The organism is Synechococcus sp. MU1642 (genome assembly GCF_020514115.1).
GTDB lineage: Bacteria > Cyanobacteriota > Cyanobacteriia > PCC-6307 > Cyanobiaceae > Parasynechococcus.
In genome coordinates, this window is record NZ_VTKZ01000006.1 from 112,028 (window position 1) to 131,817 (window position 19,790).

Here is a 19,790-nt window from a genome sequence, read left to right on the forward strand (position 1 = left end):
ACTCTGGCTCGAATGAGCGGTTTGAGTGTCAATTGACAGCGATCAGTAGCCGACCACTTCCAAGTTGATCTCAGCTATGACTTCGGTGTGCAGCTTCACCGTCACGGTGTACTTACCGGTGCGATGGATTTCAGGCACCAGGATGTCGCGGCGGTCGATCTCTTTCTTGGTGGCGGTTTCGATGGCTTCTGCCACGTCGCCGTTGGTGACTGTGCCGAACAGCACATTGTCTTCACCGGTCTGCTTCTTCACTGTGAAGCGACCAATGGTGGAGAGGGCAGTCTTGAAGTCGATGGCTTCCTGCTTCAGGGCAGCCTGACGCTCAGCTTCTTTGGCCCGGCGGTGCTCTACCTGCTTCATCACCGCAGGGGTGAGAGGGACAGCTTTACCAAAGGGCAGCAGGAAGTTGCGGGCATAACCGGGAGCCACTTCGACCAGGTCTCCGTCCTTGCCCAGGCTGAGGATGTCCTCATTCAGAACTATTTGTACACGCTTAGGCATGGGACCGGTACGAAGGTTGGAGGCGGGTGCGATCGACCACGTTACGACGTGGCCTGTTGTTGAAGAAAGTTTCGAGCCTCAGGAGGCTCCCTCGACATAACGGGCTGTGCGGATCCGGCTGGCCAGTCCAAGCCGCTTGAGCAGGCGGACATGCTGCCAGGTGAGATCAAATTCAAACCAGCGCAAACCATGGCGCGCACTGGCCGGATGGGCGTGGTGGTTGTTGTGCCAGCCCTCGCCGAAGGAGAGCAGCGCCACCCACCAGCAATTGCGAGACAGGTCGGGGCAATCGAAATTGCGGTAGCCGAAGGCGTGGGTGGCGGAATTCACCAGCCATGTCACGTGGTAGACGACCACAAGGCGCAGAGGGATGGCCCAAAGCACCAGGCCAATGCCACCGCCATAAACCTGGATGGCTTCACCGAACCAGTAGAGCCCCAGGCCCAGGGGGATCTGCAGCAGCAGGAACCAGCGGTCGAGCCAGCGATAGAAGGGGTCGCATTGAAGGTCGCCGGCGTAGCGGTCGAGTTCCTTCAGGGCAGGGATGTCATGCAGCATCCATTCGCTGTGGGCCCACCACAGGCCACGCCCAGCGTCGTGGTGATCTGTGGGCTGATCCGAAAAACGGTGGTGATGGCGATGCAGCCCCACCCATTCGATCGGTCCGCTCTGGCAGGCGAGGGTGCCCATCAGCACCAGGATGCGCTCAACCCACACCGGCACCACCAGGCTGCGGTGCGCCACCAGACGGTGCAGGCCCAGGGTGACGCCCAGCACCGTCATCCAATAGAGGACGCCGAAGGCCACAACGCCCTGCCAGCTCCAGAAGCGCGGAAGCAGCGCCACGGTGGCGAGCACGTGCATCACAAGCATGAAGCTGGTGGTTCCCGTCTTGAATTTGCGCTGACGCGCCGGCAGGGGATCGCGCGGTGCCATCACCGCGGCCCGTTGCCGAAGCTCGCGGGTGTCAGCTGTTTGCGAGGAAACCAAGCGGATTCTCCTTGGATTGACAAAGCCGCTCAGACAGGAAAACCAGGGAGCGGATGGTGCCGTTAGTGACAGAAATCTAAAGGAGTTGTCGAGCAGCAGAGGTTCGGTCGGGTTGTGAATCCTGGCTTTGGTCAGGGTTTAGGAAGGCATGACGTCTGTCAGGCAAGTGGTGATCAGTGCGTTTGCAGAGGAACTGATCGACGCGGTGGCGCAGGATCAGGCCGACTTGGCTGCAGCAAGGACGGCAGCGGTAGGGCAACGCTTGCAGCTCGTGTTGGAGGCCCTGGCGGCCGAGCGCGTTGGAACCCAGCACTTTGCGTCGCTCACTGGTTATGGCCACGGGGATCAGGGCCGTGAGGTGGTGGATCGGGTCTTTGCCCGGGTGCTTGGGGCTGAAGCCGCCGCGGTGCGCCTGCAATTTGTCAGCGGCACCCATGCCATCGCCGCAGCGCTGTTCGGGGTGTTGCGGCCCGGTGATCGTCTGCTCTCAATCACGGGCCGTCCCTACGACACCCTTGAGGAGGTGATCGGTCTGCGAGGCAAGGGCCAGGGATCCCTGGCGGAATTCGGGGTTGCCTACGACGAAATTGATCTGCAGCCGGATGGGGCGGTCGATCAGGCGGCGTTGAGACAAGCCCTGGAGCAGCCCTGTCGGATGGTGCTGATCCAGCGCAGCTGTGGCTACAGCTGGCGTCCGTCGGTCACGGTTGAGCAGATCGCCGGGTTGTGTGAGCGCATCCATGCCTGCCAGCCCGAATGCGTTGTCTTTGTTGACAACTGCTATGGCGAGTTGGTGCAGGAGCAGGAGCCAACGGCGGTTGGTGCGGATCTGATCGCTGGATCGTTGATCAAGAACCTCGGCGGCACCATCGCCCCGACTGGCGGCTACATCGCAGGACGGGCCGATCTGGTGGAGCAGTCTTGCTGCCGGCTGACGGCGCCGGGGATCGGCAGTGAGGGCGGCACGGGATTTGACCTTCAGCGGCTGGTGCTGCAGGGGCTGTTCCTGGCGCCGCAGATGGTGTCGGAGGCCTTGATTGGCGCGGATCTGGTGGCGGGCGTGTTTGAGCGGTTGGGCTTCTCCGTGAACCCGCTGCCAGGTGCGGTCCGCAGCGATTTGATCCAGGCGGTGCGGCTGGGCAGTCCGGACGCTCTCAAAGTCGTGTGCCGTGCCTTCCAGGCGATGTCGCCGATCGGGGCCTACCTCGATCCTGTGCCTGCCTCGATGCCGGGCTATGCCTCTGATCTGGTGATGGCTGGTGGAACCTTTATCGACGGCTCCACCAGTGAATTTTCGGCTGATGCGCCGCTGCGGGAACCTTTCAACCTTTATGTGCAGGGCGGCACCCATCGCGCCCATATCCGCTTGGCCCTGTCCCGTGCGTTGTGTGACCTCAATGCGGCAGGACTGATCAATCTCCCGCAGACTGGGATCACCTGAAACTGCGTCGATGGCGTTCGCGTTCCCCGACTCTTTTCGCTTCGCCGACAGCCACGAGTACGCCAATGCCGACGGTGAGCTGGTGCGGGTGGGCATCAGTGCATTCGCTGTTGATCAGCTGGGCGACATCGTTTTTGTGGACCTCCCGGATGTAGGCGCCAATCTGGCGAAGGGCACCAGCTTTGGATCGGTGGAGTCGGTGAAGGCTGTGGAAGACATGTATGCACCGATTGCCGGTGAGGTTGTGCAACGCAATGAAGCGGTGCTGGCTAGTCCTGAGGAACTGCAGAACGACCCCCACGGCGAGGGGTGGTTGCTGGTGCTGCGTCCGGCGGATCCCTCTGAGCTCGACACCTTGATGACCGCCGACGCCTATAGCGCCAAGGTCAACGCCGGCTGACATCAGCGCCGGAACGTCGCTTCTACGATCACCGCGTGGGCTGCTGCATTCGACGTTGATTTCTCCTTTTTCGCAGCGGCACATCGGCCCGAGCGAGGCTGAACAATTCCGCATGCTGAATGCCCTCGGCTACAGCGATCTAAAGGAGTTCGTCGCTGATGTCGTGCCCGCCGAAATCCTCGACCCAGCACCGCCGGTCGAGGCGTTGCCGGGGGGCTGTGGGGAGGCGGAGGCCCTGCAGCAGCTCAAGCAGCTGAGCGAGACCAACACGCTGCGCCGCTCTTTGATCGGGCTGGGTTACTACGGCACGGCAACCCCCGCCCTGATCCAGCGCCACGTTTTTGAAAATCCGGCCTGGTATACCGCCTACACCCCGTACCAGGCGGAAATCGCCCAGGGGCGTCTGGAGGCCCTGCTCAATTTTCAAACCTTGATCAGTGAGCTCACGGGCTTGCCGATCGCAAACGCGTCGCTGCTGGATGAAGCCACCGCAGCTGCGGAGGCTATGAGCCTCAGCTTCGGGGTGTGTAGTCGCCCTGAGGCGACCCGGTTTTTGGTGGATGCCAACGTGCTGCCGCAAACCTGGGCAGTGCTGCAGACCCGCGCCGAACCCCTTGGCATCAGCCTTGAGCGGATCGACCCGGCTACGGCCCCGATTGATGCGTCCGTGTTCGGAGTGCTGTTGCAGTTGCCCGGAGCCGATGGACGCCTCTGGGATCCATCCGCCGTGATCGACGCGGCCCATGCCGCCGGTGCCTTGGCCACCGTGGCCATCGATCCCTTGGCGCAGACCCTGATGGCGCCCGTGGGATCCCTGGGGGCTGACATTGCCGTGGGCAGCGCCCAACGCCTTGGGGTGCCGATGGGTTTCGGTGGCCCCCATGCCGCCTTCTTCGCCACTGTTGAGGCCTACAAGCGCCAGATTCCCGGCCGTTTGGTGGGGCAATCCAAGGATGCAGAAGGCTGCTCGGCCTTGCGTTTGGCGCTGCAAACCCGCGAACAGCACATCCGCCGCGACAAGGCCACCAGCAACATCTGCACGGCCCAGGTGCTGCTCGCCGTGATGGCCTCGTTTTATGCCGTGCATCACGGGCCCGACGGTTTGCAGGCCATAGCCCAGCGCATTGTTGGTCTGCGCTGCCAGTTGGAGCAGGGCCTGCGAGTCCTTGGCTATCCGCTGGAGGTCGCCGATCGCTTCGATACCATCACCGTGCACTGTGCGTCTGCACCGGCTGTGCACCGCGCTGCAGCAGCGGCAGGTTTCAATCTGCGGGTTCTGCCCGATGGCGCAGCGCCGGCGGATGCCACCGGATTCGGCATCAGCCTGGATGAGCTCTCGGATCAACGGGAGCTGCAAGCCCTCCTCGCACTGCTGGCTGAGGCCTGCGGCCAGGCGTTGCCGGAGCTTGTGGCTGAACAGCCCCCGGCCCTCTCCCTGCCGTCACGCAGCCAACCCTGGCTGAGTCAGCCGGTCTTTCACCAGTACCGCAGCGAATCAGAGCTGATGCGCTATATCCAGCGGTTGGTGAGCCGTGATCTGTCGTTGGTGCACGGGATGATCCCGTTGGGCAGCTGCACCATGAAGCTCAATGCCGCCGCTGAGCTGCAGCCTGTGAGCTGGCCTGCGTTTGCGGCGTTGCATCCCTTTGCTCCAGTCGATCAGGCCCACGGCTATCGCCGTCTGGCTGATGATCTGGAGCAATGGCTGGCTGCCCTGACGGGCTTTGCTGCCGTGTCGTTGCAGCCCAATGCCGGTTCCCAGGGGGAATATGCGGGGCTGCTGGTGATTCGCGCCTGGCATCGCTCTCGCGGTGAGGCCCATCGCGACATCTGTCTGATCCCCACCAGCGCCCATGGCACCAACCCTGCCAGTGCCGTGATGGCCGGCCTCAAGGTGGTGGCCGTGGCCTGCGATGGCGAGGGCAACATCGATCAACAGGATCTGGCGGTCAAGGCTGCCCAGCATGCCGATCGGCTGGCGGCGCTCATGGTCACCTACCCCTCCACCCACGGCGTGTTCGAGACCGGCATCCGTGAGATCTGCTCGGTGGTGCATCAGCACGGCGGCCAGGTGTACCTCGATGGGGCCAACCTCAATGCCCAGGTGGGGCTGTGCCGTCCCGGTGCTTTCGGTGCCGATGTCTGCCACCTCAACCTGCACAAGACCTTCTGTATTCCCCATGGGGGTGGTGGTCCTGGAGTGGGGCCGATTGGTGTGGCGGCGCATCTGGCGCCCTTTCGGCCGGGGCATCCCTTGCAGGCTGGCGCCTCATCGGCCATCGGTCCTGTGTCCGCAGCAGCGCTCGGCAGCGCCAGCATCCTGCCGATCAGCTGGATGTACCTCCGGATGATGGGGGCGGAGGCCCTGCGGCAGGCCAGTGCCGTGGCGCTGTTGTCGGCCAACTACCTCGCCCATCGGCTCGACGCTTCGTACCCCGTGCTGTTTCGAGGCAGCACGGGGCGGGTGGCCCATGAATGCATCCTTGACTTGCGCCCGCTCAAACGCGATGCGGGGATCGATGTGGATGACATCGCCAAGCGTTTGATGGACTACGGCTTCCATGCGCCCACCGTCAGCTGGCCGGTGGCAGGGACGGTGATGGTGGAGCCCACCGAAAGCGAAAGCCTGGCAGAGCTGGATCGTTTTGCCGATGCCCTGGTGGCGATCCGCGAGGAGATTCGCGCCATTGAAACCGGCTCCAGCGATCCTGCGAACAACCCGCTCAAGCGTGCTCCGCACACCCTGGCTGCCGTCACAGCGGATAACTGGGACCGTCCCTATAGCCGTCAGCAGGCTGCTTTCCCGATGGAGGGGCAGCAGGAGAGCAAGGTCTGGCCGGCCGTGGCTCGGATTGACAACGCCTTTGGTGATCGCAACCTGGTATGCACCTGTCCTTCGGTAGAAGCGGTGGCTGTGACGGCCTGAAGCACTGGTGCAAGGGGTTCAGAGCGTGTAAATTTTCACTGAAAACGGAAAAATTGGTTTGATTCCTTTCATCGCCCTTGCGAGTTCGGTCAAACTGTTCGACAACTGATTCGTCTGTCGGGGGACACCATGGATCGGGACAACAACAAGAAATCTGCGCTCAGCAGCATTGAAGGGCCTGCCCTTCCTCAACTTCCGGAAGGTCTGGAATCAGCCTTTAATCGCGGCCACACCTTGTCGATTGAAGGAACCAATGTGGTTCGGGTTCCATTCGGTACCCGCCGTTCCCGTCGCAGCCGCCCTGAGAGGCCCGATCACTGGGCCACCTTGGTGATTCCTTTTCAACCGGTTGGCGATCCCACCCCACCACCGGCGGCGGCCTGAGTTCAGGCCACGCCGATTTCAGATTTTTCCTGGGCAAGACGCCAGTCAAGAAGTGCTTTGACGTCAGCCAGTGAGCAAGTTGGTGTGCGGAATGGCAGCAATCTCATCGGGCTGCGTTCTGGCCGCACCAGCCAGCTCCGGTTGGTTTGAGGCATCAAAAGGAACCCGCGGTATCGAACCGAGGCCTCTTGGCCGTTGATGAATCCCATCGCTCTAGGGATTATTTGTAAGTGACTCAGCTATTTCAGGGCACAAGCTCTGGTGTCTCGCGCTTGCACCAGATCTTTTCCGGATTGCTTCACGCCAGGGTCAGAGCTCGAGCAGTGACATCTGCAGCAGCCGCTGCACCAGGTCGTTGATGCTGTCGTCCTGCGCTGGTTTGGCGTGGTTGCTCAGCAGCTGACGCCCCACCACCTGAGCCCCGAGGTGGCTGAGCTGGATTCGGAGCGATACCAGCAGTTCCATGCCGCCACCGCCGGAGAAGGTGGCCATGGCAATTGCCCGCCCATTGAACAAGGATCGGAAGTCGTCGTCCGTCACCGAGAGCCATGCAATGGCATTGGTGAGCGACGGTGGAATCGAGCCGTTGTACTCCGGCGCGCAGATCACCCAGCGTGGTGTTTGGTGCAGCTGGTCGTGCAGGGTCGCCAGGTCAGGACCTGGGCCTGCTGCCTTCACGCGCGGCGTGAACAAAGGCAGGTTGAGCTCTGTGAGGTCGATCAGTTCGGCGCTGGCGTTCTGGGCCGCTGCGGCCTGCACGAAGCGTTCCGCCAGCTTGAGGTTCTCGCCATTGCTCGCTGTCAGAACGATGAGATCAGAGGGCATGGAGAAGAAGGCTCTTGATGGAATCGTGCAAGGCCTCGTCTGTTTTCACAACGAGACCTGCCAGCTGCCAGGGCGTCAGGCCGCTTTTAACTCGGCTTTGAGGTCACCGCAGATCGGGCACTGCCAATCGTCGGGAATGGCCTTGAAGGGGGTGCCCGCGGCGATGGTGGAATCCTGATCCCCCTCGGTGGGTTCGTAAATCATCGAGCACACCTTGCAGATCCACTTGCCCGGGATTGGTTGGTCGGCCTGGCCTGCGGTGTCCTTGCCTTGCAGGGCCTTAAGGGCAACGCAATAGGTTTCGGCGTGATGCTGCTCGATTGGGGTCAGCCGGCCGAAGTTCTTGGCGGCGGTGCGGAATTGGCCGGCATGCTCTTTGGACTCGCTGCTTTGCTCGGCGAATTCCGCTTCGGCTCCGCTGTCCCGGTCTTGCCGGGCCTGGGCGGCGAACTCCGGATACATCGTTGTGTACTCATAGGTTGCGCCCTCAATGGCGAGTTTCAGGCAGCGGATCAGGATGGACTGCTTCTCCTCGTCGCTGAGCTGCTCGGGATGGCTCACCACCAACTCAGGGTGCAGCAGACGGAAGTGGGCAAAGGCGTGTTCCGTTTCCTGCGCTGCGGTGTCACGAAATCACTTGGCCAGGTCTTTATGGCCGAGTTGTTTGGCCACCTCTGAAAAGAACAGGTATTTGCGGTTGGCCATGCTCTCGCCACCGAAAGCAGCCTCGAGGTTGGCGTGGATGGAAGGCTTGGAAATGTCCATCGACGGCACTAGGGATCGTTCCATCAGCCTGGCCCTAACTAAATAGTGGGCATGAGTTAGTCGAGGGGTTTGGGTTGCCAGCTCCAGGGTGCTAGCTCAGTAGTTGGCGCCGCTGCGGCGTTGGTGCACTGCGGTGCTGCCCTCTGCATCCAGCACGCCGCCGTGATCCACTTCGGCGTAGATCAGCCAGTGGTCGCCGCATTCCATCCGCTGGCTCACCTTCCCGTCCAGCCAGGCCAGGGCACCCGGCAGCAATGGCTGTTCGGAAGGGCTGCTCTCCAGCTCAAGGCCTTCAAAGCGATCGGCACCGGGTTCGAACGGTTGCAGGAACTGCTTCATCAGGGCGGTTTCGCGCCCTTCGGCCAGCACGTTCAAGGCGAAGCGATCGCCCTTGTGCAGCAGTGCTTCCACGGCACGGTCCTTGGCGACGGCCACGGTGATGCCGGGGGGATTGAAGCTGGCTTGGCTCACCCAGCTGGCCACCATGGCCCCGCTCAGATCGGCTTTGCGTGTGGTGAGCACGCAGAGGGAGCCGATCACGCGGCCCAGCGCTAGCACCGCTGGATCGCTGCGGCTTTCGCTCAAGCCCCCCGCACTGCGCCGTTGCGCCCGTCTCTGGCTTTGCAGCAGCTGGCGGGCGAAACGGGTACCGGTTTCCTCCAGCTCCTTCACCCGGGCAACATCCGGACTGAACTTCACCCGGATCGGCTTGAAGCCAAAGCTGAAGCCGCCATCCCGCAGCTTCGTTTCCAGCAGATCCACCGCCTCGCCGCTCCAGCCGAAGCTGCCGAAAACCCCCACGGGCTTGCTGCGATCTCCTTCCGCCAATAGCGTGCCCAGGGCCGAGACGATCGGTGTGGGGGCATGGCCCCCCAGGGTTGGTGAGCCGATCAAGAAGGCGTCGGCCTGTTGGATCGTGCTCACCAGTTCATCGGCGGGCGTGAATTCGCAGTTCAAGCTGCTCACCCGGATGCCGGTTCGGCTGACCCCGCGGGCCAGGGCATCGGCAATGGCTGCGGTGTTGCCGTAGGCGCTGGCGAACAGCAGGGCCACCGTCAGGCTGGCGTTCTGCTGGCCTTCGCCCCAGCGGCGGTAGTCATTCAGCAGGCTGCGCCAACTGGCTTCGATCGCCGGCCCATGGCCCGGTGCGATGGTACGAATGTCGAGCTCTTCGAGCCGTTCCACCAGGGCATCTACCTGACGGGCCATGGGGGCCATCAGACAGTCATAGAAGTGACGGCGCTCTTCTTCGGTGCTGCTGCGGTTGCTTTCGGCCCAGCTGTCCGTGCAGAGGTGAGCACTGAAGAACTTGTCGCTTATCAGCAGGCCCAGGCTTTCCTCGAAGGCCAGCAATCCGCCTGGCCAGCGAGGAGTTGGGGCCGGCAGCAGTATCAAACTGTGCTGATGGCTGAGGGGAAGTGTTTGCTCCTGGCGGATGACCCTAAGGGGTGGCAGATCTGGTAGCGGTGATTGTTCGCTCGTTTCGCCGGGAGGGGCGGGCTTGCGTTGGCTCCACAGCTCCTCGATCAACTTGGCGCCGGGGTTGGAGACGATCAGTTCCAGGCCGGCATAGGCCTTCGCTAGATCCCGCAGCAGGGCAACGCGGTTGGGGTTGACATGGCCCACCACCACCAGCAGCGGTGCGTCGCTGCTGGGCAGGGCTTCGGCAAGCACCGGCAGAAAGGCTGCGCTGTAGGCCACCCCCGGGGGGTGGACCAGCACAGCAGGGGCGCCATCTCCGGCCTCGAACAACACACTGTTGGCGGTGCTGCCCCTCTCCAGGGCGTACTCCAGTTCGAAGCGGTGCCTTTGAGGGCTCAGACCCCGCAGACCAACGACCCCATCGTCGATCGGCAGCTGGATCGTGCGACGCGTGGTTGCGGTGCTGGTCACGCTCATCTTCGAAGCCAGTTGAATTTAGGCGCGTTGTTGATGGGAGCAGAAGGGCTGTGGCGCAGAGCGCTGTTGTTCTTTCCTCCCAGCTGATCACCACAATTTCGGCACTGGCCTGTCTGCGCTGGAGAGAGATCCGGGGCACCCGGCTCGAGGTCGTATCGTGCTGTCGCGATGACCTCAGCCCTTCAGCCAAGGGCTTCAAGCCGTTTCTGTAGGACCTTGCGGCCCAGGATGGGCATGACTGTCGGGTCATCCTGGCGATAGTGCGTTGATCGAGCCGGAGCCCAGGGCCTGCAGCCTGCTGATGCTGCCGCGCTTGGACGATCGCGAAGGCCATCAGATGCTGCGCGCTTATCTGGCCTCAGAGGTGGTGGAGCTGGGGGAATCGATTGGGGTGGAAACACGTCTGTATTCAGAGCACAAGCCCAGCGCAATCGGATCAGGGCGCTCGAGTTGGTGCTTCGTTACCAAGCCATGGCTTCAGTCCATTTGGATCCGCTGGTGCCGTTTGATCGTCCGGTGGAGCCGTTGGGGCTTCAGGAATTGCTCGAAATCTGCGCCAGTTTCCGGAGGGCTGTCGTCGATGCCGAAGCGACCTTCGGGCCGCAGACAGGGAGCGCTGCTCTGCTTGCACTATTTGAGAGTGCCCCAATGGCACATGCGCTGGCGGCTCTTGGGTCGATCGTTTGGCTGGCGCCCGGTGCCAGAGATCGAGAACCGGACCTATTTCAAGAGCGCTATCTGTGCTGCGTTACGACCTTTGCCCGTCAATGCGCCGTTGTGGGTCCAAGCCCATCCCAAGAGCGAAACACCGTGGCTTGAACGAACGGCTGTTGGCTTCGCTGCGGCCAGGCAGATCCTGGGAGCTGCTCCCCGCTGATGAACTCTTGGAGGTGCGGTTGTTGCATGGATGGTCTGATGAAGTGATCGGGCGTTGGAACGTGCTGGGTTTCGGCGCCAATCTCTTGGCTGCAGCGGTGTTCCTCTCGCCCAATCACCGTGGGGTTGGTCTTTGCCAGCCGGCGGGACAGGGTTGGTGGCGCCGCTGCATAGATCCTTGGCTCAACCGCCGTGAATGGCAGAGGAGCCAGCACGTGGGCCCTTTGCTGATGAACCTGTTGGATGCTTTGGACCAGTTGCAGGCTCAGTAGTGGTTGCCCACTTTGCGGTGGTGCACCGCGGTGCTGGCCTCGGCATCGGCCACGTTGCCCTGCTCCACCACGGCATAGATGATCCAGTGGTCGGGGCCCTCCATCCGTTGCTCCACCCGGCAGCCCAGAAACGCCAGGGCATCGGTAAGCACTGGGCCGCCATCGGCGGTCCCCTCAAGCACGTTCACCCCAGCAAAACGATCGGCACCGGGGGGGAAACGCTTGAGGAAATGACGCATCAGTTCCTGATGGTTGTCCTGCCGTAGAACATTCAGCACGAAGCGATCTCCCACCTGCATCAGGGCTTCGATTGCACGGTCTTTGGCGACGGCGATGGTGAGGCCCGGTGGGGTGAAGCTGGCCTGGCTCACCCAGCTGGCCACCATGGCGCTGCGGCGCTGCGACTCGCCCTCCCCCTGGCTGGCAGTCACCACGTAGAGGCCACCGCTGATGCGACCAAGGGCCTTGTCGAGGTCGCCATCGAGGCTTTTCATCGCTGCGATCGTCTTCTCTTTGGTCAGCAGCTGGCCGAGGTCAGTGCCGGACTCCTCACAGCGTTGGTAGTCGCTGCCCTGCGGCAGCTGTTTGATCCGCAGCGGGTTGAACGCTTGTTTTTGCCCCTGGCTGCGCAGTTGATCGGCGACGGCATCGATCGGTTCGTCGTTGCCGCCAAAGGCGTCGTAGACCCCCACCAGTTGCTTGGGATGTAGGGCCGCCAGCAGGGTCCCGATGGAGGCCTGGAGATCCGGCTCCGGCTCCGCGGGCCAGGTCGGCACCACAACGGCCTTGGCATCGCCGATCAGGGCGGTGAGTTCCTGGGGGTCGGTGGCCCGCAGATCCACCAGCTGCACTTGGGTATCCGCTTTGCCAATGCCGTGGGCAATGGCCTGGCTGATCCGATCGGAGAAGCCGTACTGGCTGAGGTAACAGACGGCGGCATAGCTCTCGCCTTTGCTGCGCTGGCCGCTCCACTCGCGGTAGTCGCTGATCCAGTGACTGAGGTGATGCCGCAACAGCGGCCCATGACCCACAGCGATGGTGTTGATCTCCGGTAGGCCATCCATGCGCTTGAGGGCCTGCAGCACGCTGCGGGCATTGGGGCCCATCAGGCAGTCGTAATAGAAGCGGAAATCGGGAGCAATGGCTCCGGGATCGGCATCGAAGACGTCGTCGGAGCAGTAGTGCAGACCGAAGGCGTCGCAGGTGTAGAGAATGCCTGTGCCGTGATCAAAGGAAAAGATCGTGTCCGGCCAGTGCAGGTTCGGAGCACTAAGGAATTCGAAGCGGTGCTGGATGCCGCTGTCGGGGTTGGTGCCGAGATCCAGTTCCTCGCCGGACTTCACCGCACGGGAATTGAACGGCCTGTGCACCTGGTCCTGCAGGAACTGCAGCGCCACCTTCGAGCCCACGATTTCGATCTCTGGATTGAGATCGATCAGGTCACCGATCAAACCGGAGTGGTCGGGTTCGGTGTGGCTCACGATCAACACATCGATCGCGGTTGGAACGATCTGCTTCTTGAGCAGGGGGATCCAGGTGTCGCGGAACTTGGCGTGGCTGGTGTCGATCAGGGCGGTGCGTTCTCCCCGCACCAGAAAGGCGTTGTAGGTGGTGCCGTTGCGCAGGCCGAATTCGATGTCGAAGCGGCTGCGGTCCCAGTCGAGGGAGCGAATCGTGCTGGTGTCGGCAGCGATGGCCTCGCACTGCAGCGACAGCTTCGGAGCAGCAGGAGCAACGACCATGAAACCGACCGTGACGGATGTCGACTTTACGGAGATTCAGCGGGGAAAGGCGGCGGAGACTGGTCGCAACCGCAACCTTGTGATGGCGTCATCGACTCTGCGACGCAGCATTGGGCCTGGGATCCTCTTGGCCGGTGCCTGCATCGGTGGATCCCATTTGATGTCGTCCACTACGGCGGGAGCCCGTTTCGGCTTTGCCCTGGTCGGCCTGATTCTGCTGACCAATCTGATCAAGTACCCGTTCCTGCGTGTGGGCACCCGCTTTACAGCGGCCACCGGACTTTCGCTGCTGGAGGGTTTCCAGAAACGCAATCCCCTCTACCTGCCGCTGTATCTGGTGGTGAGCCTGGTGACGGGCACCTTCACCATTGCGGCGGTGAGCTTTGTGGCGGGGCTGCTGCTCACCAACATTCCTCTGCTGGCTGGACTGGACCCCTATGGACTGTCCATCGCCGTGCTGGTGGTAAGTGGCCTGGTGCTGTTGCTGGGGCACTACCGGGCGCTCGACCGTCTCTCCAAATTGTTGGTGGTGCTGCTCACCCTGCTTACGGGGGTCGCGGCCGCATCGCTGCTGATCCGGGGCCCTGTCGGGGATGTGGCGGCGAGTTGGGTCAGTACTGATCCCAGTCCCTGGACCCTGGCCAACCTGGCCTTCCTGATTCCCCTGATGGGCTGGATGCCCGGACCGGTGGAGATGTGCGTGTGGCCATCGTTGTGGATGTTTTCGCGCGCGCGCGACACCGACCACACCGCAACGCCGAAGGAGGCCGAGTTCGATTTCAACCTCGGCTACAGCGTCACTGTGGTGACGGCCATGTTCTTCGTGATCCTGGGCGCCTACACGATGTACGGCAGTGGGGAAGGAATGCTGGCTGGCAGTGGCGTGTCCTTCGCCCAGAAGCTGATCAAGCTCTACACCGCCGCCATGGGGGGTTGGGCGGCCTGGGTGATCATCCCGGCGGCCTTTTTCGCCATGTTCAGCACCACCCTCACCTGCCTGGATGCTTACCCCCGCAGCATTGCGGCGATCCAGGGCTTGTTGCGTCATCACGACAGTGGGGATTCAGCGCCGGGGCCCATGCAGCGTCGCTTTGACATCTGGGTGATCGTGCATTTCCTGGCCGCTGTGCTGGCGCTGGTGGTGGCCAAGAGCGGCGGGATCGGGGTGAAGGATTTCGTCTTTGGGGCGATGACCGGCAGTTTCCTTACCGCTCCTCTGTTCGCCTGGATGGCGATGGACACGATCAACAGCCCCTTGGTCCCGTTGGAGCACCGTTATGGCCGGCTCACCCAGGCCTTCTGCTGGTTTGGTTTGGTGTTTTTCAGTGGCTTCAGCCTGCTGTTTGTCGGCCGCTTCCTCCTTGGCCTCGGCGGCTGATTACGCCCTGGCTTCAACAAAAAACCCCTGCCATCGGGAGGGGTTGGGCTTCCGTTCTTCTCGTCTTGGTGTGTTGGGCTTGTCCAGCCCAAGGCTTTTCAGTGCTCGGAACCTGATCAGCTCTCGACCTTCACAGAAACGCTGGTGTGCTCCACAGCTTTGCTGGCGTTGATTTCAAGAATGCCGTCCCGATAGCTGGCCTTGAGCTGGTCGCGATCGAGGCTGTGGGGAAAACGGAAGCTGCGGCTCCAGGTGCCGCAGCGGAATTCGCTCAGCAGAGGTGCTTCGGTGTCGTCGCTGTTGTTCTCAGGTCGTTCGGCGCTGATTACCAGGTTGCGATCGGTGGCCTTGACGTCGATCGAGTCCCGGTCCACCCCGGGTAGTTCCAGCTGCACGGTGTAGCTGGTTTCGGTCTCGCGGATTTCAGCGTTGGGAATGCGTTCAGCGGTGGCCAGTTGCTGCTCGAGACGCTCGAACAGCTCGAAGGGGGATTGGCGAAGGGTCAGCATGATGGTGGCTCCGAAGAATGAACATCTGCGGACTGGGTTGATCGCCCGCCACCACAATCTGCGCCGCTTGGATGAGAACCAGAAGCGTGAGAACCGTCCGTTTTGATTCGGTCTCTACCACCAGGTTCGGCTGGCACCACAGGGATGGTGTTAAAACCGAATCTCCTTAAAGCCACCACCAGTCGCTGAAGCAGGCCGCCTGGCCGCAGACCCGTTCTTCTGCATCCCAGAGGGTCCAGATCCGGGCCTTGTTGATCATGAATCGCCGCCCTTTGCGGCTGATGCGAATGCCGCGATAGTTCTGCACTGCATCGAGACGTTTGGCCTGGCCCAGGGCGCTGCTGCGTTCCGCTCGTTCGCTGTCCGGTGCGGTGAGCCGCGAGGGCATGCCGATCAGCTCATCCCAGCGGCTGTCCCACAGCTGCAGGGCCGCAGCGTTGGCGTAACTGAGCTTGGGATCCTGCTCCGTGCCGTGGGCCAACACCGGAAAGCCACAGGCAAAAAGGTTCTGGCAGAGCAGCCGCTTTGCGTGGCCTGGTTGGGCGGCGGCGATCAGCGGCCTGCTGAAGGCCTGTTGATGCGATTGCTGCAGCAATTCGGCGAGCCCCTGTTTGTCGTTGCTGAGCCAGGCGGCTTCGCTGGTCATGGCTCTGCTCCGCTTCAGCTGCCGGCTGCCATGGCCTGCAGCATCGCCTTCTGGGCACTGGCCTGGCCATGGGCCTTGAGGTTGTTCAGGAAGGTGCTTCGGGCTTCTACAAAGCGCGGGTCTTCCGCCAGTGGCAGCTCTCCGGCGGCATCGAGGCCCGTGTCTCCCTCCATCGTTGGTGTGATCACGACCAGGTCGCCATCGAGGCTGCGGTTGTAGCGCCACCACAGGGCCGGATCCTGCACTGCCGCGTGGGGCGGCATCGGTGTTGCCTCGTGAGGTGTGCTGGCTTTTTTCTCGTCTTTGGCTGCCGCCGCCCGCTCCGCCAGGGCCTTGCGCCGATGTTCCGCCAGGTCTTCCAGCAGCCGAGTTCGGTTGCGGCCCCGCAGTTGGAACAGCACGAATGGGTCTTCGCTGAAGCGATCCCCCATCAGGAAATACACCGCGCTTATGTGTTTGCAGGGGTTGGCTTTGTCGGGGCAGCTGCACTCGCTGCGTACTTCCTGCAACTTGAACGGGAACAAACGTTTGCCGCTGGCGGCGAAGGCCCGCTCGATGTCGGAGGGCATGATCCCCGCCAGCAGCTGGGCCGACCAGCGGGCTTTTTGGGTCAGGGCTTCCAGCACATAGCCCCAGTCCTCATCGTTGAGCACGTCCAGCCAGAGCTTCACCTTGTAGGGCGCTTCATCGGTGCCCTGGACGCGGGCGTGAACGCGGCGGCCTTCGAAGCGGATCGAGGTCACATGGCCTTCGCGGGCGTAGCCCCAGGCCCGCTCCAACCGTTTTTTGAAGCGGTAGCCGTTGATCAGCTCCATCCACTGCTCCACCCACCAGGGCTGTTGGCCCAGGCCGTCGTCGCCGATGGCGGTGATGCCGTTGGTGTTGCCGTTGTTCAGGGTCATGGTCAGGTGTCCTCCAAGGCGACGAGATTGCGCAATTGATCGCCACCGAGGCTTCCCAGCCAATCCTCCCCGGAGCCGATCACATCCTCGGCCAGGCGTGATTTCTCCCGGATCATGCGATCGATTTTTTCCTCCACCGAGCCGCTGGTGATGAATTTGTGCACCATCACCCGGTTGGTCTGGCCGATCCGATAAGCCCGGTCTGTGGCCTGGTTTTCCACGGCAGGGTTCCACCAGCGGTCGATGTGGAAGACGTGGCTGGCCCGGGTGAGGTTGAGGCCCACACCACCGGCCTTGAGCGAGAGCAGGAACAGCTGCGGACCGCGGGGATCCTCCTGGAAGCGATCCACCATTGCCTGGCGTTCGCTCTTGCGTGTGCCGCCATGCAGGAAGGGAACTTCTGATTTCCAGCGCTGCTGCATCCAGGCCTGCAGCAGATGCCCCCATTCGGCGAACTGGGTGAACAGAAGGGCCCGATCGCCTGCTTCGATCACCTCATCGAGGATTTCTTCCAGCCGCTGCAGCTTGGCCGAACGGCCCAGGAAGCCATCGTCCACCGCCCCTTCGCTCAGGGCCAGGGCGGGATGGTTGCAGATCTGTTTCAGCCGGGTGAGCAGGGCCAGCACCTGACCGTGGCGCTGCCCGCGCGGCGCCCGCGCAATGGCATCGAGGGTGTCTTCCACGGTCTTGCTGTACAGGGATTTTTGCTCCTTGCTCAGCCCTACCCATTCGCTCAGTTCCACTTTTTCCGGCAGGTCGGAAATGATCGTTTTGTCGGTCTTCAGCCGGCGCAGGATGAACGGGCCCACCCGGCCTTTCAAGTCTCTTAGGGACGACATATCGCCGTACCGCTCGATCGGCATCCGGTAGCGCTGGCGGAAGAAGTCCTCTTCCCCCAGCACCTTGGGATTTAGAAAGTCCATCAAGGCCCACAGTTCACTCACCCGGTTCTCCACTGGGGTGCCGGTCAGGGCGATGCGGAAGCGGTTGCTCTTGCTGCGGCCGGGGCGGGCCAGGTCGCGGGCGGCCTGGCTCTGCTTGGCGCCGGGGTTCTTAATCGCTTGGGCTTCGTCAATTACCACCCCCTGCCAGTCCTGGGTTTCCAGTAGTTCGCTGTCCCGCTGCAGCAGCCCGTAGCTCGTGAGCACTAGATCCACATCCTTCAATGCTTTCTTCAGTTCGACGGGTGTGGAGGGGCGGCGCGGTCCGTAGTGCTCGATCACCGCCAATTCTGGGGTGAACGATTCCGCTTCCCGTCGCCAATTGGTGAGCACCGAGGTGGGAGCCACCAGCAGCACCGGTCGCTTCAGTTCTTGCTCTGCTTTGAGGTGTTGCAGAAACGCCAGCAGCTGGATGGTTTTGCCCAGGCCCATGTCATCGGCCAGGCAGGCCCCTTGGTCGAAGCGGTGCAGGAAGGCGAGCCAGCCCAGCCCTCGCTCCTGGTAGGGCCTCAACTGGCCACTGAATCCCTCTGGGGCCGGCAGGGGGTCGGGGGCCTTCTGCTGGTGGTACTGCTCCAGCACCGATTGCAGCCGCGGACCAGCATCGAAGCGGTGCACCGGCATCCGCATCAGCAGTTCCCCTTCTGTTCCGGTCAACCGCAGTGCGTCATCGAGGCTCAGTTCCGGTTTCGCCCCACAGAATCTTTCGGCGTTCTTGAGGTCGTTGGGCCGCAGTTCAATCCAGGCCCCCTTGTGGCGTACTAGGGGGCTGCGCTTGCCGCTCAGACGCTCCAGTTCCCGCAGGGTGAGCGTCACCCCGCCGATCATCAGATCCCACTCCCACTCCAGACATTCGCCCAGGGTGAAGCCGCGGGAGCGCTCTGGAAGTTCGGCCTTGATCGACAGGCCCAGCCGGCTGGCTAGGCCACCGGAGAGGCTGGGCGGCAGCTCCACACCCACGCCGGCATCCCGCAGCTGACGAGCGGCGGTGCGCACCAGCACGAAGGCTTCGGCCGGGGTCAGCTGCATCGTGTCAGGCGTGGCGCTCTCCAGGCCGCGTTCGATCGGTGGAAACACCGTCAGGGCTCGTCCTAGGCCCTCCAGCAGCACTTCGCCCGGTTGATCCACCTGGATCTCACCCAGTTGCAGCATCTCGGCGCCGGAGGCCCAGGCCGCGGCGGCCGGGAGCTTCAGGCTGGGGTCAGCTTCCGCCTGCAGCCCGAAGCGCAACTCCCAGAGATCCTCCCCATCCGGTGGGGTGTGCAGTTCCAGGCATGTGCGGGCCGCGGCAAATCCGCCGGCGATGCCCTCCCTCCAGTGATGGCTGGCGGTGGCCAGGCGTTCGGCCTCTTCATCACCGATTTCGATTACTCCGGTGTCCGAGCCCAGCGCCTCCTGCCAGAGGGTCAGCAGGGGATCAAGTCCATCCGTGGACGGTTCAAAGTCCATGCGCAGCTGCGCGTCCACCAGGTCTTCCAGCAGCGTCGCCACCCGCAGGCGTCCGCTGCGGGGCCGGCAGCTGGCTACGGGGTTGGCGGCCCGCATGGCCTCGGGTCGCAACCGGGTGGTGCGGTTGCTGCGGCGTCCCAGAGGTTCCCGCCAGGGCAAGGCGCAGGTGGCCACTAGAGGCAGGCTGGCCGCCAGATCCTCGAGCCGGCGCCGGTCTTCTTCCCGGTTGAGCAGCGGCACCCAACGGGCCCGATGGGGATAGCCCTCCCCTTTGCTGAGCTCCATCTGGGGAATCCAGCGTCCCCGGGCCACCAGGCTCAGGGCCCAGCGCTGCAGATGACTCCACCAACGCAGTTCGTCAGCCAGGTCGGGATTGGTGCCGGAGAGCGGCAATCGGGACAACCACTCCGTCGCTGCCGATGCTTCGACGGCTAGTCCCTGCACCTGCCAGGGCCACCATTCGGTTTGTTTGGGAATCGGTTCGCCTGCTTGCATCGGCAGCCCGGTCCAGCCCGGTGGTTCCACGGCCGGCTCTTCTTTTTTGTTGCGGCTTTTGCGCGGCTTCACCGTGCGGCTCGGCAGGGTGAGACAGGCCGTGGCATCGATGCAGCCGCCCGGCAAAAGGTCGCGTTCACTCAGCCAGGCCCTTAGGTCGTCATGGCTCAGGGTGAAGGGATGCAGGGCCGGGGTGAGGCCTGGCCCTTCCGGTGTGGCCACCCGCCAGGTGTCAGCCCAAACGAGCAGTGCCGGTTGACCGGAACTGCTGGAGGTGCGGATGGCGGGAAGCCAGGTGGCGTGCAGCAGGCTCATGGCCGCGACGCGGGCAGGAAGCGGAGGATGCCGTGGAGCAGGAGAGCACTGCCGATCAACGGCAGCCAAGCCTGAAGGAGCTCCACCACTAATGATGCCAGGCCATCGACCTGCCAGTTGTCAAGGGGTAGGGG

At 62.9% G+C, this 19,790-nt stretch carries 17 protein-coding genes and 1 pseudogene; 7 read left to right on the plus strand and 11 right to left on the minus strand.

What is annotated here, in order from left to right; all coding sequences use genetic code 11:
• Nucleotides 1-42: 42 nt before the first annotated feature.
• Nucleotides 43-501, minus strand: a complete 459-nt coding sequence (gene rplI / locus FZZ85_RS07810; protein ID WP_226413847.1) for a 50S ribosomal protein L9 — start codon at nucleotides 499-501, stop codon at nucleotides 43-45.
• Nucleotides 502-579: 78 nt separating this feature from the next.
• Complete coding sequence (locus tag FZZ85_RS07815) at nucleotides 580-1,437, minus strand: acyl-CoA desaturase (RefSeq protein ID WP_370631161.1); 858 nt, start codon at nucleotides 1,435-1,437, stop codon at nucleotides 580-582.
• A gap of 202 nt (nucleotides 1,438-1,639) precedes the next feature.
• On the opposite strand from FZZ85_RS07815, the gene FZZ85_RS07820 reads away from it, so the two are divergent.
• From FZZ85_RS07820 to FZZ85_RS07835, 4 genes are all read left to right on the plus strand, one after another.
• Nucleotides 1,640-2,932 carry a methionine gamma-lyase family protein gene (locus tag FZZ85_RS07820; protein WP_226413851.1) on the plus strand — a complete coding sequence of 431 codons (1,293 nt, stop codon included), beginning with the start codon at nucleotides 1,640-1,642 and terminating at the stop codon, nucleotides 2,930-2,932.
• Nucleotides 2,933-2,942: 10 nt separating this feature from the next.
• Nucleotides 2,943-3,332, plus strand: a complete 390-nt coding sequence (gene gcvH, locus FZZ85_RS07825; RefSeq protein WP_226413853.1) for a glycine cleavage system protein GcvH — start codon at nucleotides 2,943-2,945, stop codon at nucleotides 3,330-3,332.
• Between the two features lie 112 nt (nucleotides 3,333-3,444).
• Nucleotides 3,445-6,258 (plus strand): aminomethyl-transferring glycine dehydrogenase, encoded by a 2,814-nt coding sequence (gene gcvP / locus FZZ85_RS07830; RefSeq protein WP_370631159.1) that lies wholly within the window; start codon nucleotides 3,445-3,447, stop codon nucleotides 6,256-6,258.
• Nucleotides 6,259-6,387: 129 nt separating this feature from the next.
• A complete protein-coding gene (locus tag FZZ85_RS07835) occupies nucleotides 6,388-6,642 on the plus strand; it encodes a hypothetical protein (RefSeq protein WP_226413857.1) in 255 nt (84 codons plus the stop codon).
• Nucleotides 6,643-6,644: 2 nt separating this feature from the next.
• Here the strand turns inward: FZZ85_RS07835 and FZZ85_RS07840 are convergent, their stop codons facing one another.
• The 4 genes and pseudogenes from FZZ85_RS07840 to FZZ85_RS07855 form a co-directional block, all read right to left on the minus strand.
• Entirely contained in the window at nucleotides 6,645-6,851 is a 207-nt protein-coding gene (locus tag FZZ85_RS07840) for a hypothetical protein (RefSeq protein ID WP_226400839.1), read from the minus strand.
• Nucleotides 6,852-6,951: 100 nt separating this feature from the next.
• Nucleotides 6,952-7,467 (minus strand): NADPH-dependent FMN reductase, encoded by a 516-nt coding sequence (locus FZZ85_RS07845; protein ID WP_226413859.1) that lies wholly within the window; start codon nucleotides 7,465-7,467, stop codon nucleotides 6,952-6,954.
• A 75-nt stretch (nucleotides 7,468-7,542) separates the two neighbouring features.
• A pseudogene (locus FZZ85_RS07850) lies at nucleotides 7,543-8,232 on the minus strand (rubrerythrin family protein).
• Between the two features lie 96 nt (nucleotides 8,233-8,328).
• Complete coding sequence (locus tag FZZ85_RS07855; RefSeq protein WP_226413861.1) at nucleotides 8,329-10,131, minus strand: diflavin flavoprotein; 1,803 nt, start codon at nucleotides 10,129-10,131, stop codon at nucleotides 8,329-8,331.
• 453 nt (nucleotides 10,132-10,584) lie between these two features.
• On the opposite strand from FZZ85_RS07855, the gene FZZ85_RS07860 reads away from it, so the two are divergent.
• A complete protein-coding gene (locus FZZ85_RS07860; RefSeq protein ID WP_226413863.1) occupies nucleotides 10,585-10,950 on the plus strand; it encodes a hypothetical protein in 366 nt (121 codons plus the stop codon).
• An 11-nt stretch (nucleotides 10,951-10,961) separates the two neighbouring features.
• Nucleotides 10,962-11,279, plus strand: a complete 318-nt coding sequence (locus FZZ85_RS07865) for a hypothetical protein (RefSeq protein WP_226413865.1) — start codon at nucleotides 10,962-10,964, stop codon at nucleotides 11,277-11,279.
• Here FZZ85_RS07865 and FZZ85_RS07870 read toward each other — a convergent pair.
• Nucleotides 11,273-13,021: a diflavin flavoprotein gene (locus FZZ85_RS07870; protein WP_226413867.1), complete on the minus strand. Its 1,749-nt coding sequence runs from the start codon at nucleotides 13,019-13,021 to the stop codon at nucleotides 11,273-11,275. The genes FZZ85_RS07865 and FZZ85_RS07870 overlap by 7 nt on opposite strands.
• Nucleotides 13,022-13,103: 82 nt before the next feature.
• Here FZZ85_RS07870 and FZZ85_RS07875 point away from each other — a divergent pair, with 82 nt between their 5' ends.
• Nucleotides 13,104-14,399 (plus strand): NRAMP family divalent metal transporter, encoded by a 1,296-nt coding sequence (locus FZZ85_RS07875; RefSeq protein ID WP_226413893.1) that lies wholly within the window; start codon nucleotides 13,104-13,106, stop codon nucleotides 14,397-14,399.
• A 116-nt stretch (nucleotides 14,400-14,515) separates the two neighbouring features.
• On the opposite strand, the gene FZZ85_RS07880 is transcribed toward FZZ85_RS07875, so the two are convergent.
• The 4 genes from FZZ85_RS07880 to FZZ85_RS07895 all read right to left on the minus strand — a co-directional run bounded on the left by FZZ85_RS07880 (nucleotide 14,516) and on the right by FZZ85_RS07895 (nucleotide 19,656).
• A complete protein-coding gene (locus tag FZZ85_RS07880) occupies nucleotides 14,516-14,908 on the minus strand; it encodes an Hsp20/alpha crystallin family protein (RefSeq protein WP_226413869.1) in 393 nt (130 codons plus the stop codon).
• Between the two features lie 166 nt (nucleotides 14,909-15,074).
• Nucleotides 15,075-15,554 (minus strand): MEKHLA domain-containing protein, encoded by a 480-nt coding sequence (locus FZZ85_RS07885; RefSeq protein WP_226413871.1) that lies wholly within the window; start codon nucleotides 15,552-15,554, stop codon nucleotides 15,075-15,077.
• 14 nt (nucleotides 15,555-15,568) lie between these two features.
• A complete protein-coding gene (locus FZZ85_RS07890) occupies nucleotides 15,569-16,456 on the minus strand; it encodes an SWIM zinc finger family protein (protein WP_226413873.1) in 888 nt (295 codons plus the stop codon).
• Nucleotides 16,457-16,458: 2 nt separating this feature from the next.
• On the minus strand, nucleotides 16,459-19,656 hold the full coding sequence (locus FZZ85_RS07895) for a DEAD/DEAH box helicase (protein WP_226413875.1): 3,198 nt from the start codon (nucleotides 19,654-19,656) through the stop codon (nucleotides 16,459-16,461).
• Nucleotides 19,657-19,790 lie beyond the last annotated feature (134 nt).

Bases quoted from the DNA above. Each gene is read 5' to 3' on its own strand.
- FZZ85_RS07875 (WP_226413893.1), top strand. From the start codon at position 13,104: ATGGCGTCATCGACTCTGCGACGCAGCATTGGGCCTGGGATCCTCTTG.
- FZZ85_RS07895 (WP_226413875.1), bottom strand. From the start codon at position 19,656: ATGAGCCTGCTGCACGCCACCTGGCTTCCCGCCATCCGCACCTCCAGC.
- rplI (WP_226413847.1), bottom strand. From the start codon at position 501: ATGCCTAAGCGTGTACAAATAGTTCTGAATGAGGACATCCTCAGCCTG.
- FZZ85_RS07820 (WP_226413851.1), top strand. From the start codon at position 1,640: ATGACGTCTGTCAGGCAAGTGGTGATCAGTGCGTTTGCAGAGGAACTG.
- FZZ85_RS07870 (WP_226413867.1), bottom strand. From the start codon at position 13,021: ATGGTCGTTGCTCCTGCTGCTCCGAAGCTGTCGCTGCAGTGCGAGGCC.
- FZZ85_RS07855 (WP_226413861.1), bottom strand. From the start codon at position 10,131: ATGAGCGTGACCAGCACCGCAACCACGCGTCGCACGATCCAGCTGCCG.
- FZZ85_RS07890 (WP_226413873.1), bottom strand. From the start codon at position 16,456: ATGACCCTGAACAACGGCAACACCAACGGCATCACCGCCATCGGCGAC.
- gcvH (WP_226413853.1), top strand. From the start codon at position 2,943: ATGGCGTTCGCGTTCCCCGACTCTTTTCGCTTCGCCGACAGCCACGAG.
- FZZ85_RS07835 (WP_226413857.1), top strand. From the start codon at position 6,388: ATGGATCGGGACAACAACAAGAAATCTGCGCTCAGCAGCATTGAAGGG.
- FZZ85_RS07845 (WP_226413859.1), bottom strand. From the start codon at position 7,467: ATGCCCTCTGATCTCATCGTTCTGACAGCGAGCAATGGCGAGAACCTC.
- gcvP (WP_370631159.1), top strand. From the start codon at position 3,445: ATGCTGAATGCCCTCGGCTACAGCGATCTAAAGGAGTTCGTCGCTGAT.
- FZZ85_RS07885 (WP_226413871.1), bottom strand. From the start codon at position 15,554: ATGACCAGCGAAGCCGCCTGGCTCAGCAACGACAAACAGGGGCTCGCC.
- FZZ85_RS07815 (WP_370631161.1), bottom strand. From the start codon at position 1,437: ATGGCACCGCGCGATCCCCTGCCGGCGCGTCAGCGCAAATTCAAGACG.
- FZZ85_RS07880 (WP_226413869.1), bottom strand. From the start codon at position 14,908: ATGCTGACCCTTCGCCAATCCCCCTTCGAGCTGTTCGAGCGTCTCGAG.
- FZZ85_RS07840 (WP_226400839.1), bottom strand. From the start codon at position 6,851: ATGGGATTCATCAACGGCCAAGAGGCCTCGGTTCGATACCGCGGGTTC.